Origin of the sequence: Rhizobium sp. P44RR-XXIV (genome assembly GCF_001999485.2) — a bacterium.
In the GTDB taxonomy this organism is placed as follows: Bacteria; Pseudomonadota; Alphaproteobacteria; order Rhizobiales; family Rhizobiaceae; genus Rhizobium.
In genome coordinates this window covers 876,103-890,174 of the sequence record NZ_MPVZ02000027.1, presented here as the reverse complement: position 1 = coordinate 890,174, position 14,072 = coordinate 876,103, and the positions used below count along the sequence as shown (strand labels likewise).

Sequence of the window (14,072 nt, the reverse complement as noted above, 5' to 3'; positions counted from 1 at the left end):
TGCAGACTTTTTCATTTTAGCCATATGGAATGATGATCGGGTTCACGGTCACGCGCCCGTGCCGCCTACGAAGCCGAGCGACTTCAACTCCTGCAATCCTGCAAGATATTTCTCCCGCTGCGCTTTCGGCTTTGCGAGCGGCGCGGCGAGGACGACATCCTCGTCGGTCGTGGACAACATGTTGTAAATCCAGGGAAGCCATGGATTGCTCGCAGGAATGCGATCTTCCCAGCCACTGTCGAGCTTGCTTCGCGGCACGATGCCCTGCGTTTCGGGATCGAGACGAAAAAGCCGCCCCGGAATGCCTGTGCTGTCGAAGCTCATGAGGCGCGCTTCCGACAGGTCCAAAGCCCAGTCCGTCGATCGGTAGAATTCCTCGCGGGAGCGATCATAGAGGTTCTGTGTCTGCGCGCCGGCCGAAAACTCGACGATGGTGTTGATCTTGAGAGGAAAGATATTGCCGGTCAGCTTGACCCGCGAAAAAATCGTGCCCCAGGCGATCACCAGATCATTCGCCCTGCACTTCGTGATCTCCACGTCCTCTACCCGTGCAGGACCGAGTTGGCATCCCACGAACTGGCTGTTGGATATCTTCACGTTTCTTACGACGGAACGGGATCCGTTCGCCTGATGCTCCGAGAGCAGGCAGTTGTTAATCACACACTCTTCGAGTTGGATATCGGCAACGACGCGGTCTGCGCGCAGATCCTTGATCATGCTGAAGGTCTGGTTCTGATAGGAATTCATCGCGGAAATACCGTATTTGTTGGAAGGCCAGGGTGAATGATATGTGTTGTAGTCGGCCCATAGGGTCGCGCCAAGTGGCTTGGTAGCCCGGCTTGCGTCGTAATATCGTAAGTGCCGCCTGCACCGACAAAATCCGGAGACTGGATGAACTGGCCGTTCGGTCCACGTGACATGCCTGTATGCTGCAGAGTAGGATCATTACGCAGGATTTGCGCTGCCCGCCGTTCGACAGCTTTGCCATAGGAGGCTGCGGCGAGACCGTCGCGAACGACAAGATGGTTGTAGCTGCCGGGCGACATGAGTTGCCGCGCCATGCCCGGGTTTTGCGCGAGTTCGCCAACAGCCTGGTCGACGGCGCTTCGTATTCTGGCCGTCTCCGCGACGCGTGCGGCAAGTGCACTCAGTCCGAGTGGATCGGTCCATATCTGCGGATTGTCGACATAACCTTGCGGCCGATCGCCTCCCAGAAGCCCGATCGGATCCGGGCTCGCATATTGCCCCGCCAGCGGGTCATAGTGTCGCTGGCGGTTGTAATAGAGCCCCGTCTCCACGTCCTCGTACTGGCCGGGAAACCGCCACGGGCAGAGCGATACGGCGCTCGGCTTTTCGTATTTGGGCGCGAGCGCCAACGTGCCATAGGTTCGCTCTGACCGCACCGCGCCCCAGACGTGGTGATCGACGGCCCACACCAGATCGCCCCTGCGGTCGAACATCTCCTTTGGCGTGCCTAGGTGGTCGCAGACCACCGCCAGCATCTCGCCCGAAGCGGTCTGCCTGCCCAGCAGCCGGTGCGTGCCTTCTTCGAAGTGCCAGTGGGTTGCCATATCCGAGGCGACATGGCCGTCCAGCCGAAGTGGCGCTTCGGCGACCATATGGTCGCCATCCCAAAGATAGGCGGTTCCGACCATAGGCAACGCGTTACCAATACCACTCTCGGCCTGCTCGTCTTGGCTTCCGAAAGGGCGTGCGTCAGCGGGAATGCCGTCAGTGCCAACCAGTGAGGGAAACAGCCTTGCGGCCCTTTCCTTTTCCTCGCCGGAAAGCCGCCGCACTTTGGAGACACGCCTGCCGAAGGGATCGTAGCGGAACAGCCATTCCTCACCATCGAGCGTTTTGACGCCGACCAGACGATCATACGCATCCCAGCGATAACGCCAGCGTTCGGGCCGGAAACCGTCGCGCTCGACACGCCGTTCGACCAGTCGGCCGCATTCGTCATGCGTCAACTGGATGCGCTCACCCTTCGGCCCGCGGGCAATCTGCACCACACCGCCGGCTGTCGTATTCCAGACCTGCGGCGCGCCTGCCGGTATGACAGAGCCGAAGGCTTCGTCAAAAGCCTTGCCATAAGGTGTCGGCGCGTCCGGGGCATATTCGATCGAGGAGGATGCCCCGGCCAGATTGCGGGCTTCATCATAGCGAAATCGTTCAGAACCGAAGCCCGCTTCCGAGTCGGTCAACTGGCCGTTGTCGTCGTGGGTGAGCCGGCGCGGCCCCCAGAGATTGTCGTCGATGGTAACAGGCGCAAAGGCGCGGTCGTATTCATAGGTCCGGCGAACTTGGCCTGGGCGGGTATGGCTGGCACGCGTAGCCGAGCGTTCCGATAGCGCATCCGGCACATTCCAGCCGAGGCGTGAAACATCCAGGCCGCTCTGACTTTGCGGCCCGGCCACCTGCGCCATCAACTGGCTGACGGAATCAAAACGCTGCTGAAGATGAAAACCGCCCATGCGGCGTCCGGTCTCGCGTCCGAGACTGTCATGGCTGAAGGAGAATTCAGCCTCACCCGAGATCAGCTTCTCGACGAGACCCAAAGGGTCGCGAACATATTCGGTGAGCATCTGACCGGGACCGACGATCTCGCGCAGCATACGATTGCCCATGGCATCAAGCTTGGAGCGTATCCGCCTGCCGTTCTGCGTCTCGCTGACGATGCGGCCGTTGCGGTCGCGCCAATATTCGATCAGCGCCGCCTTGTTCTCGGCTCGTATCAGCAGGGCGCGACCATCGTACCAGAAGCGAGTGACGTCTTCGGCGTTCCCTTTGGCATCGAAGCTTTCGATGCGCCTCAGCAGGCCGGATTTATCATAGGCATAGCGAAGGTTCGCACCGTCCGGCTTGGCCATCTCGGTAACCTGGCCGGCGGCATCGCGCGTATATCGGCGCACGCGGCCATCGAAATCTTCCTCCAGCACGACCCGACCGGCGGCATCCCGCTCGAATGCATAGACGCGACCAGTGGCATTGGTAACGGAGATCACGCGACCTTCGATATCGGTCGAAAGCTTGAGAACGCCGCCCTTCGGATCGGTAATCGCTTCCAGCACACCGAAAGCGCCATAACGGTAAGTCCAGGTTCTTCCCTCGCCATCGCAGACAGTGGCAAGCTGGCCCGAGCCGTCAAACGAGCGCGAGGCGCGCACGCCATCTGGCCGAGTGACGGCGCTTGCCGTATCGAAGCCGCCGGCGCCGGACTGATAGGCCTGTCGCGTAACGTCACCATTCGGCGCGATCGTGGCGATCACGCGGTTGAAGGCATCGTATTCGAGACGGGTCGTGTTGCCCTTAGCGTCGGTCACGCTTTCGAGGCGGTTATAACGATTCCAGGTTCGCCGCTCGACCGCACCGTTCGGAAACCGTGTCTCGACGATATGCCCCAAGCCATCCCGCTGCAGTCGGGTGACATTGCCTTCCGCATCGGTTTCCGAGACCACATTCGATCGGGTGTCGTGCGCGTAGGTCGTGCGATTGCCTGCTCCATCGATGACGAGATGAAGCTCGCTATCGTCACCCCAGATGTAGGTCGTGACGCGGCCTTCGGCATCCGTGTCCTCATGCACATGGCCGTGGCTGTCGTATCTCGTACGGCTTTCATTGCCATTGGCGTCTTTTGTCGCGATCCGAAAACCCGCCTGATCATAACGGTACAAGGTCGTGCCGCCGAGTGCGTCGGTTTCGGCCGTGATGTTCTGGCTTTCGTCATAAGCGAAGATCTGCGCCGTTTGCGCGCTGCCGCCGGGCAGATAACGGGTCTCGCCGTCCCCGTATTCGAAACGGTCGCCGTTCCAGATGCCATTGGTTTTCGTGGCGACGACGCGGCCGGCGTCGTCATAGGTGAAGTGCGCTTCCGACTGGCGGGTGATATTGTGCCAGGAGGACAACAAATCTTCCGTCGGCTGCCACGCGTAGCGCACCGACATGCCATAGGCGCAGTCAGCCGAAATCATCCGCCCGCGCTCGTCATAGGCATAGCGGGCCAGTTCCAGCTTGGTGCCGTCCGTGCCCAGCAATTCGATGCTCAGTCGGCGGCCGGCTGAATCGTTGGCGAAGGACAGCGATAGACCGTCCGGCCCGTCGACGCGCTCCAGCCATCCTTCGTCCGAGCGGTGCAGGACTAGCTCGAAGCCGTTCAACTCGTCGATTTTCTCGAGCCGATAGATCTTGTCGGGATATTGCTTGAAATGCTTGGTGACGCGGCCGTCCTTCAGGGTCAGCTGCTTCAGCCATGGCGCCTTGAGCGCCAGGTTCGGGTGAGCCTTGTTGGTCGAAGGCAGGAAATTGAACGGCCTGTCGAACCATATCTGACGGCCCTCGACATCGTGGAAGGCGAGCACGCCGTGGTCCGGATTGGCGAAGATCTCGTCGAACATCGAGATCTGGCAGGGGCCGAGCGGGCTCACATAGCCTGCGGGAAGCCCGAGCTGAAGACCCATGTAGCGGGCGCCGTCCAGCACGAAGGTCCCCGGAACCAGGAAATCGCGCCAGGTCTCCAGATATTCTCCTGTCGCAACCGAAACCGGTTCGCCGACCGTCGCCGCCTTGCCCTTGAGACCTTTCGCCACGCCATCGGTCAGAGCAATCATGGCCATGTCGCCCAGCGGCTCGCCCCAGTTTCCTGCCGATGCCTGTTTGGCCATGTTCGGAATGATCTGGAAGATGCCAGTCACCACGGACTTCCCGCGGTTATACAGGTTTTCGCCGGACTCCTTCGCCAGCCGCTCGCCTTCAGCCCTTAAGGCGGGGTCTGACGATTGCATCAACTCGCCGGCAGCCGCGCCTTTTCCAAGGTCGACGACCGTATTGCCGGCGCCTTCGACCATGCCCCACAATCCCTTGACCGCGCGAACCGGTGCGCCGAAGAAGCCCTTAACGTTATCCATGGTGGTATAGACCGGGGCGCCGTTCTGAAGCTTGGCGATCTCGCTGTCATAGTAGCGGATGGCGTCCTGCCGGGCCGTTTCAGGCACCGGCATCATCGCGTCGGGTCCGGCGATGCGCTCGGTGTACTCCTTATATTGGGCATCCGTCATCGACTCGGCGCCGCGCTTCATCTCGCGCAGCCGTTCGACCTCCTTACGTCTTTGTTCCTTGTGGGCCTCGTCTTCGTCCGCGCTTGCGCCGCAGACCAGAATTGCATCGGCATTGGCGCTGCGGACGCTGTCATTCGTATGCGCGATGCAGCGTTCCCATGCCTGCTGGCGCCGCATCTTGACGACGAGAGCAGCTTCTCCGGTCGACTCGCGGGTGGACGTCAGCGTGTAGTCGCCCGTACCGCTCTGGTAGTCTGTCTCGCCAGCATCAGGCATCTCAGCTTCGCGCCCCCGCTATATCAGATATCGACGGAATCACCGGTTTTCTGTGGTTCCTGCGGCCCCGGATCGGACCGGTTGATCCATGCATCCTGGCGATGATGCCAGTTCGAAAATCCCATCGAGAACGAGAACACCGATCCGATATCGACGAGACCCCAGCCCTTGTAACCGGGGTTGACCGTGCCGCGGAGCGTGCCGGGTTCGTGCCCGGTCACCCCGGGGACGGCGCAGTTGAGCTGGCAGTCGAACTTGCCATTGTCGCGCACCGTCGGCGTATAACGTTCGGTTCGCTCCAGCGTCACCATCGAACAATAGGCCACGTCGACGACCGAAGACCCCACCGGCGTCTTACACACGTCCGGTCCCGCCGACGCGATCACGTTGGATGCGCACCGTCGCGCCGATACCATTGCCGGGCTCATGCCGCACTCCTGTCTTGATCAAGCGTGGTGTTCCTGGCCATCCCGATCGCCGCGCGGTTGATACGCGCCTGCACGTAAAGGTCCGGCTCGAAATTCAACCGCCAGCTTAGGAGGATGCGCCAGTCGTCCGGATTCCTTGCCGCGATGTCGAGGAACACCGTATCGAGATTCATAAACCTCTGCTCGAGCTCTCCATCCTCCGGAACGAGATCGACGAAGCAGACCTCTTTCGGCAGGTCGAATGCCACGGTCTCGGCGGCCGCCGACAGCCCGGTCAGCACGATACGTTCGGTTCCCCGAAGGAAGGGGCTGACGATCAGGTCGGGATGGGCCGAGTTATGATAGGCGGTGTCGTAATCCTTCGGCCAGGCGGGCCAGACATTGTCTTTCCAGTTCTGGTCGTAGGTTCCCCCCAGCGGCCGGCGAGGCAGCCAGGCAGGTGGAATGGGGCCAAAGCTCTCAGGCCTGAGCTGGGCGTAGGGGTCGGTCACCGCCGCGCGGGGATCCTCGATCTGGGGCGCCGGCACGCCGGCTGTGTGATCGGTCCATTCCGGGTCGATCTTGCCGCGGCCAAGCGGATTGCGATGATCGGTATCGAACACGGGATTGCCGTCGTCATCGACCCCCTGCGGAATTTCGCCGCCATAGGCGTATTCATAGTGCAGCGGCAGCTCGCCAATCGGCTCCGGTTCCGAAAGCTCCCAGCGATCGAAAGCGCGCCGATGCTTTTGCCATTCCGCACGCTCCCCATTACCGAGTTCACGACGCCAACGCGGCTGCCAATGACGCGGCCCCGTCACTCGCAATGCCTTCTCCACTCTCGTGGTGCCGCTGCTTTCGATCGCAATGCTGCACTCCCAAAACCGCTTGGTCCGGCCGTTTGGGACACGCGCCACCGCATTGACGATGACATCCGTCGCCGGCTTGACCGGCACCAGGTCCGATGGGTGCCACAGTGAGGTCAGATTGACCGCGCCATGGCAGAGATCGGTAAACACCATCGGAGCCTGCTCCTCGGCTATCATCAGTTGGCCAGAGGGAGAAAGGGCGAAGGTTCCCTTGACGACGATGACGCCGAATTCGCGGCGATCGGAATCCTTGCTGTAGTAACGAATATTGGGGAAGGGCGTATAGTTCACCAGTTCCGGCAAGGCTGCACCCTCAATTGTTGTCGACCATCGGGGCGATAAGCTGGATGTGGCTCTCGGCTTCCACATAGATACGCACGCCCTTCAAGAGGATCGTGCCATCGTCCTTCATGATCAGGACGGACTTCGGCGGTTGTTCGTTGCCGTCTTCGTCCTTGCCGCCGCCGACCCCGATGAACAATTCCTTGCCGATCAAGACGTTCTTCGTATGGCCCACGGTCTGGTTGTAGACCTGACCGACGGTCACCACCTTGGCGACACCTACCTGTTCGGTCTGCGCCACCCCGACACTGGTGTTCTGCATTCGGCTGATCAGCGTGTTGAACACGCCTTGCCCGATCATCGACCCCACTTGCGATCCCAGCCCCGCACCGGAATTACGCATCGCATCGCCCGCGTCACCGCGAAGCTCGCCGGCCTGCGCGTCATTGACGCCGGAGCGGACCTGGTCCATCGACGGCATCATTGAACCCAACATTCCGGAGGCCATTAGACCCGTATATCCCGCTATGCTCGACAGTACGCTTCCAGCCCCGCTCGAGGGCGACGATCCGCCGCCCGCGGCCGTCAGAGCGGCACTGGCATTCTTGTCCTCGCCCGAGGGACTATCCGCAGCGGCGGCTGACGCGAGCGACATGGCCTGCTGAAGCAGGCCCGAACTCGTGCCCGACAGCCCGGCAAGCAGCCCGCCGGCAATCAGGTTGGCCATGCCGCCGACGCCCCCGACCACCATGTTGAGACCGCCGCCGACCTGATGACTCATATTGGCGCCGACTTCCAGCGACTGGTTGGCGCCGATCGAATGCAGGGCATTGGCATCGACACGACTTGTCTGGTTGTTCAGCACCTTGGTGGTGTGATCCTTCTGCGCATGGACGAACATGTTCTCCTTGCCATTCTCGTCTTCGAAGGCAAGTTCGTTATAGCCGGTTCCCTTGTGCGTATTGGAGCGCATGACCATACGGGTTTTGTTCGCCGGCAAATCATAAGGCACGCCATTGCTCGGGTTCGGCACCACCCCTGTCACCAGCGGCCGATCTGGGTCACCGTCGATGAAGGCGACCATCACTTCCATGCCGATGCGTGGAATGGTTTGGCCGCCCCAGGTGGAACCGGCCCAGCTTTGGGCGACGCGCACCCAACACGTGTCGGTCCCGTCCTTCTTGGCACGACGATCCCAGGGGAACCAGACCTTGATACGGCCATATCGGTCAGGGTGGATTTCTTCACCGGCTGGTCCGGCGACGATCGCTACCTGCGTGCCTTTAATTCTTGGGCGGCTGGTCGAGCGATGTGGGGTCATGGGAATACGCGAGGGAACCGCCTGGAACTCGTTGCGGTATTCCGGTTCGTTGGTCACCGTCTCATAGGATTGATCAACGGCATGATGGATCGCCTTGACGATCACATGCTCCTCGTAAACATTTTCCGGATGCGCTTCCTCGTAGGGCGTGAAGCGGCGGCCGGCTTCCAGAATGCGGGAAGTTGATCCGCCAAAGACATGATTATGATCCGCCTCACTTGCCTGCATCCGCAGCTTTTGCGCCCGTTCGGCTTCGGACGGCGACGAAATACGGGCCGGATAATCGTAAAGCTCACGCTTCATCGCATCGGGCATCTGGACCAGCGACGGCGTCGTGTTGGCCGGCACCATATTCGGTGTCTCGAAATTCCAGTCAGCACCTGTACGCTGGCCAGGGACGTAGGCGTATGTCCGCATCCATTCGTTGATGTGGTTGCGGTCAGTGGAGCCTTGAGCCAAGCGCACCTTCGCTTCGCCTTCAGCCGATGCGGAGGGGCCGGTCCAGGAACCTGCACTGTCGCCGACATTCAGGCGATGGCTACCATGCTCGTGGCTGAACCAATAAAACAGGCCGTCCTCTTCGAAACGCCTTAGCAGATAATCGAGATCACTTTCGTTCCATTGCACGCTATAGTGCTGAGCTGGTGGCATTGAAACGATGCCGGAAACATCAGGTGCGGGAATACCGTGTTCAGAGAACAAGGTCTCGACGACATCAACTGAAGTCTTGTCCATCCAGATGCGGCAATCCGAGCGCTGCGACAAAAGCCACATCTGTGGTCGCAGCACCATAGAGTAGGAGCGCACCCCGCGGGTGATCGGCGGCCCCTCGTGCAAATGCGTCACTAATCCGTTGAATGGCCGACGCACCGAATCGCCGCCATCCTGGCCTTGCTTGACCTCGATACCGACGTCAACGAGCCGGCCGATCAACTCCTCCGGTTTGATCGCCTCCTTCTTTGCACGCACCGACAAATGAATTTCGAAGAGCTGCGATACGCCCTCTTCCACCGAAACGCGTTCCGGAAGCAGCTGATCCGCACCCAGCGGCGAGATCACCCTCAGATTGCGGTGGGCTTGAATAAAATCAGAAACATTTGAGGGGCCGGTGTCCATAAAAATCCCAATTCGTCTCACGCGAAAACAGCATCGCTCACGGTCAAGCAATGCGGGAAAAATACACGCCAAGTTTGTGCGAGGGAATTAATGGCGCGCCCAGCAACGTCAAGACTTGGAATCCGGAATCAAGGAAAATTCAGCAGCAAACTGCTGATATCGAAGATATTTTTATTAGCGCCAGGAGTTGGGGAAGAGTCTGCGGTTGGTTTGCCTCCGATGCGCTTCATTTCGCATATAGACAAAACACATTCAGTAATTGTACTTGTGCAGACTGATTACTTTTGAACTGGAAAGCTTCTCAAGTGGATCAGACTAAACATACCGATGGATCGGCGACAAAGATCGAGCGTCAGACGGTCGACGCCGACAGATACGGTTTGACGCGTGAAGAAGCCAATAGCAACCGGGGCGCTGGATGGTCCGTGGCCCTAAAGCGCCGCGGTCATAAAATCGTTCGGCTGTTCAAGGACAGCCTCTATGGTTCATCCGAGGCAAGCTACTGCGAAGCCAGAGCCTATCGTGATGCGGTCATCTCCGCGCTTCCGCCGCCCACCAATCACGAGCAAGCGGTGCAAATTCGCAAAAACAATCAGAGTGGCATATCTGGTGTTCGGCGCATTGAGACAGAGACCGGCGACGCCTGGCAGGCGACGTTGATGACCAATGACGGCCAGAAACGCAAGACGTTTCCGATCGCAAACTTCGGCGAGGACGCCGCCAAATCCATGGCAATGGCGCAAAGGCTCCAGTGGCTGAAGGGTTTGCCGGTAAAGCATCTGGCCTATGCCCATCACGCGGAAGAAATAAGTCGGCAAAATTTTCCAGAGCACCTCGTCCCTCTGACCGATGCCTTCCCACAAGCCCAAATGAGTGATGAGGAGATGCTGGCGCGACTTGCGGTCATCAATGCCCGCTTCGATGTCAACCGGCCTCCCCGACTGAGAGTGCGGGTGAAGCGTTATGTCAAGGAACGATTGTCTATTTCCATTTCGGATGCGGGACAGCCGGCACAACGCAGGCTTATTCAGCTCAACACGGGTAAGTTCACGCATGATGAAATACTCAGCGCTGCCAACGCCAGGATCAGCGAGATCGTGGCGGAGCTTTACAGTGTCGAGGTGGCCCGTTGGTTTGAGGAGTCGCATGGCAGCTCTCTTCTTGCAGCCAACAAACTCTGTTCTTCGGGCGGTGTTAATGTTCTGGTTTGGATACCCAGTAATCTCGTTTAGTGCCTTGCCCCAAAGACATCAGCGGGAGTGTGTGGGATTGGCTCAATGTTCAGCAACGCGGCTGCGCAGCTTCGGAATGATTTATGAACGAGCGTGGTTTTCAGTATGGTTGTTTAAGCGCACGGAGCCATATCTGAATGGGGGAGTGCTGCGATAGACGTCGCCAATATGCCGGTTCCAAACAATTTATCGCTCTTGAATAGATTCGAACTGACGACGCCGATCACCGGAGCGATGAATGCTTGCCGGTGGGAGGGCTATCGTGGAGCATGCGTGCGAACGCCGGATCATTACAGGTGCGTGCTGCCCAAAAACGGGTAACTACCGGCATTAGTAATCATTTTGAATCGACCTCCTGCGTCGCCACAGGTGATCCTGTAGCGACGCAGAAGGGTAAAATGTTGCAAGCGATTGTGATCACCCGCTCGAGTCATTGCGAAATGAGCTTTGGCTCAATTCGCAATGGAAGCCAAACGTCAGGCTGTCAGCTCATCGCGGTATGCATTGACGATACGTTGCACCATCGGTGCGAAATGCGAAAAGCTTGGCGTGACCATGTCGGCAATCTTGCCGGCATCATCAAGATGGCGTACCCGCACGATTTCCCTGATATTCGGGTTTCTCTCAAATGCAGCGATCTCTTGGGCATTCATGGGACCGCCCTGCAGTTTGAGCGAATGGATGGACGCTGCTGACAACTGCCCGAAATAGCCGGGATCGGTTGCGCAAATATAGCGCTTGGCCGCCACATGGTAACGCACACAGTCGACGACCAGGCTTGGAAAGAAGCGTTCAAGCACCTGAGCACCCGCCTCTTCGTGATGCTTGTCGTGAACATCATCCATAGAGAACGTGCCGAACTCGCTGGTGAAATGGCCGATATCATGAAGCAGGGCGGCGACGATAAGGATTTCCGGTTCACCCTGCTGCTCGGCCATGTAGGCGCCTTGCAGCATATGCTCGGCCATGGTGACAGGTTCACCAAGATACTCTTCGCCGCCACGACGCTCAAAGATATCGGCAAGGAAGTCCACGATTGTCTCGGTTGACAGCTTTTCCGGATCGGGCTTTGTCATCATGCAGCCTTCCGGTCTTTCAATTCGATAGCGCCCAGCGTCGACAACAGGCCGTCCTTGTCGGCATAACAGCCCTGGAGCCATCGGGAGCCTGCACCGGAATATCCCTTGCGGGCATGCAAAACGCGGGTGTTGTCGACAATGAAAGACTCACCCGGAGCGAGCTTGAATGTCACCTGCATTGATGTGTCATCGATGATTTCGCCAAGCCGACGATAGGCGGCATAATAATCTGCCATATCCTCATAGGGAACGTCGGTGATCGCCGCCGTCGATCTGTTGTTGAAGCGGATGCCAATCAACTCGCCATCCGGCGCAAGTTCGAGCATGGGCCGGCGGGAATGCAGGCAGACGCCGGCACTGCCGGAATATTCGTAATTCGCGCAGTATCGTGTCAGGAGCTCGAACCCCCGTGGGTTTTCCGCGCGCAACCGTTCTGCGGCTCGGAAACCGTCGACGACCATGTTCTCGCCCCCCTCAGCGGAATTCTCCAGACAATAGAGGATCTGGAGCGTCGGAACGGGGTCGCGGTAAGGATTGTCGGTATGGGCCTGCAGGCCAAGTCCGGTGTATGCGAGATTGGATGGGTTCACTTCGGTGCGAACCTCGAAGTGTCGACCGTAGTTGGTTTCGCGGACATAGCCAAAGAGATCTGCGACCTTGAACAAAGCCCCATCTTCAACCGGGCCGCCAACGAGCTTGCCGAAGCCGTAACGGCGCACGCCATATAGCCAATCGCGCAAGGCGCTTTCGCTGCGGCTGACCGCGCTAAAATCGCCGACAGGGATTCCGGCGCTCAAGCCGGCATCCCATGTTTCGATGTCCGAGCCAGTCCAACCGGCAACCTTGTGCTGCCTGACGTCATAGCCGTGGTCTGCCAGCCACTTCGGATCGTAGCTGATCGTACGGTCTTCGGGCTGGAACGTCAGATGCAGCAATCCATCCTCAGGTTTCGCTGCTGAAATACTGATATCGGCGGATATGTCGCCAAGCGTAATCAGGCGTTGGCCGTTACCCGGGGCACGGGTGGCCTCATCCCATGCATTGTCTCGCAGCCAGACCGCATGAAACCGCTGCTTGGTGCCGTCCGGCCACCGGATTAAAACCGCGCGTCCCTCATCGATGAGATCAATTTCAGTCGTCATTGGCATATGTGCCTCCTGATAAGATGTCGGAAATTTTCAATATTTAGAGTCAGCCCTCGAGCCGTTTCTGCTCACTCCCGCTCGCGCAGACAAATCTGAACGCGCAAAGGTCGCAGGACCGCCCGCAATCTGAACCGGGATCCTGATCGCTGCCCGTCGAAGTGGTGGCTGCATCCAGGTCCGGATCGGACAACAACCGACCGGACGATACATCGGCGACACCGACAACGGCCGTGGCTGAAGACAATATGCGTGCACCAGATAGGTCGGCTTCGGCTTTCTCGGGCATCCCCAGCTCCTGCGATGGCTGATCACGCTCGACATTTTTCACACCATCTGGCATAAGCGCAAACAATGAATATTAACGGGATGGCATCAATTTCGTTATGGCTGATCATCATCAAACCCTGCCGCCGCTCGAGTGGGTACGCGTCTTCGAGGCCGCAGGCCGACTTGGAAGTTTCACGGCAGCAGCAAACGAACTCGGTCTGACCCAGGCAGCTGTCAGTCAGCGGATTAAAAACCTCGAATCGCAGCTAGGCGCGCAATTGTTCAATCGCCAGGCCCGTGGCGTTATTCTGTCAATTCAGGGCGAATCCTGGCTTCCACACGTCCAGGCGGCGCTCAACCAGCTCCTGCACAGCACAGCCAATCTGTTCGAATTGCCGCGCCGCAAGGTTACGATTGCGGCATCATCGTCAATTATCGAGCTTTGGATTGTGCCGCGACTACACCGCATCACCCAAAAGCTGCCGCACGTTCAGTTGTCATTTGAAACAATTCAGCACCTGCCAGACTACGAACGCTCAGAAGCTGACCTAGAAATCCGCTTTGGCGAAGGCAATTGGTTTGGACGCGACGCGGAGCGGCTCTACGCAGAGGAACTTGCGCCCGTTGCCTCACCCTCCCTGGTAAATATTGTCTCAGGGAATTGGGAGGCATCGCCAAGGATTGCTACATCCGGACCGCGTGACGGGTGGAGAGATTGGTCGCTTGCAGCAGGTGCGGACATACAGCCCGCTCCGACGCTGCGTTTCGACACATTCGTGCAGGCATTGAGAGCGGCTGAAGCAGGTGCAGGCGTTCTGCTTGGATCGCTGCCACTTTGCGAGCACTCCATCCGAACGGGTGGCGTTATTTGCCTTACCGATCGTTCGCTGCGCATGGAGGCGGGCTATTGGATCACCTGGGCACGCAATCGCCCAACGTTCGCTGAACGAGGACCTTTAATAGAGATTCTCAGGGCCTGAACAACAGGCGTGGATCCATAACGGACGCAGAGAAAGCAATG

At 58.9% G+C, this 14,072-nt stretch carries 9 protein-coding genes; 2 read left to right on the top strand and 7 right to left on the bottom strand.

From position 1 onward, the window contains the following. Window positions 1–48: 48 nt before the first annotated feature. Genes BSK43_RS16380 through tssI form a run of 5 tightly spaced genes read right to left on the bottom strand, consistent with a single transcriptional unit; the run spans window position 49 to window position 9,328 of the window. Window positions 49–747, bottom strand: a complete 699-nt coding sequence (locus tag BSK43_RS16380) for a hypothetical protein (protein WP_077472391.1) — start codon at window positions 745–747, stop codon at window positions 49–51. Beyond that, window positions 744–5,333, bottom strand: a complete 4,590-nt coding sequence (locus BSK43_RS16375; RefSeq protein WP_077472392.1) for an RHS repeat-associated core domain-containing protein — start codon at window positions 5,331–5,333, stop codon at window positions 744–746. Before BSK43_RS16375 ends, BSK43_RS16380 begins: the two co-directional genes overlap by 4 nt. Before the next feature lie 23 nt (window positions 5,334–5,356). Further along, complete coding sequence (locus tag BSK43_RS16370) at window positions 5,357–5,761, bottom strand: PAAR-like domain-containing protein (RefSeq protein WP_077472393.1); 405 nt, start codon at window positions 5,759–5,761, stop codon at window positions 5,357–5,359. Then, on the bottom strand, window positions 5,758–6,912 hold the full coding sequence (locus BSK43_RS16365; protein WP_169055416.1) for a DUF2169 domain-containing protein: 1,155 nt from the start codon (window positions 6,910–6,912) through the stop codon (window positions 5,758–5,760). The genes BSK43_RS16370 and BSK43_RS16365 overlap by 4 nt, the downstream gene beginning before the upstream one ends. Before the next feature lie 10 nt (window positions 6,913–6,922). Continuing rightward, the gene (tssI, locus tag BSK43_RS16360) at window positions 6,923–9,328 is read right to left on the bottom strand and encodes a type VI secretion system tip protein TssI/VgrG (protein ID WP_077472395.1); all 2,406 of its coding nucleotides are present in this window, start codon (window positions 9,326–9,328) and stop codon (window positions 6,923–6,925) included. Between the two features lie 305 nt (window positions 9,329–9,633). On the opposite strand from tssI, the gene BSK43_RS16355 reads away from it, so the two are divergent. Then, window positions 9,634–10,560, top strand: a complete 927-nt coding sequence (locus tag BSK43_RS16355) for a hypothetical protein (protein ID WP_136687015.1) — start codon at window positions 9,634–9,636, stop codon at window positions 10,558–10,560. Between the two features lie 476 nt (window positions 10,561–11,036). On the opposite strand, the gene BSK43_RS16350 is transcribed toward BSK43_RS16355, so the two are convergent. Next, window positions 11,037–11,636 (bottom strand): HD domain-containing protein, encoded by a 600-nt coding sequence (locus BSK43_RS16350; protein ID WP_077472455.1) that lies wholly within the window; start codon window positions 11,634–11,636, stop codon window positions 11,037–11,039. Then, window positions 11,636–12,781 (bottom strand): gamma-butyrobetaine dioxygenase, encoded by a 1,146-nt coding sequence (locus BSK43_RS16345; RefSeq protein ID WP_077472456.1) that lies wholly within the window; start codon window positions 12,779–12,781, stop codon window positions 11,636–11,638. The genes BSK43_RS16350 and BSK43_RS16345 overlap by 1 nt, the downstream gene beginning before the upstream one ends. Before the next feature lie 386 nt (window positions 12,782–13,167). Between BSK43_RS16345 and BSK43_RS16340 the strand changes: the two genes are divergently transcribed. Then, window positions 13,168–14,031: a LysR family transcriptional regulator gene (locus BSK43_RS16340; RefSeq protein WP_077472397.1), complete on the top strand. Its 864-nt coding sequence runs from the start codon at window positions 13,168–13,170 to the stop codon at window positions 14,029–14,031. The last annotated feature ends 41 nt before the right edge of the window (window positions 14,032–14,072 follow it).

What these genes read in the sequence shown, in the direction of transcription:
- BSK43_RS16380 (WP_077472391.1), bottom strand. Translation starts at nt 747, where the DNA reads ATGAATTCCTATCAGAACCAGACCTTCAGCATGATCAAGGATCTGCGC.
- BSK43_RS16375 (WP_077472392.1), bottom strand. Translation starts at nt 5,333, where the DNA reads ATGCCTGATGCTGGCGAGACAGACTACCAGAGCGGTACGGGCGACTAC.
- BSK43_RS16370 (WP_077472393.1), bottom strand. Translation starts at nt 5,761, where the DNA reads ATGAGCCCGGCAATGGTATCGGCGCGACGGTGCGCATCCAACGTGATC.
- tssI (WP_077472395.1), bottom strand. Translation starts at nt 9,328, where the DNA reads ATGGACACCGGCCCCTCAAATGTTTCTGATTTTATTCAAGCCCACCGC.
- BSK43_RS16350 (WP_077472455.1), bottom strand. Translation starts at nt 11,636, where the DNA reads ATGACAAAGCCCGATCCGGAAAAGCTGTCAACCGAGACAATCGTGGAC.
- BSK43_RS16345 (WP_077472456.1), bottom strand. Translation starts at nt 12,781, where the DNA reads ATGACGACTGAAATTGATCTCATCGATGAGGGACGCGCGGTTTTAATC.
- BSK43_RS16340 (WP_077472397.1), top strand. Translation starts at nt 13,168, where the DNA reads ATGGCTGATCATCATCAAACCCTGCCGCCGCTCGAGTGGGTACGCGTC.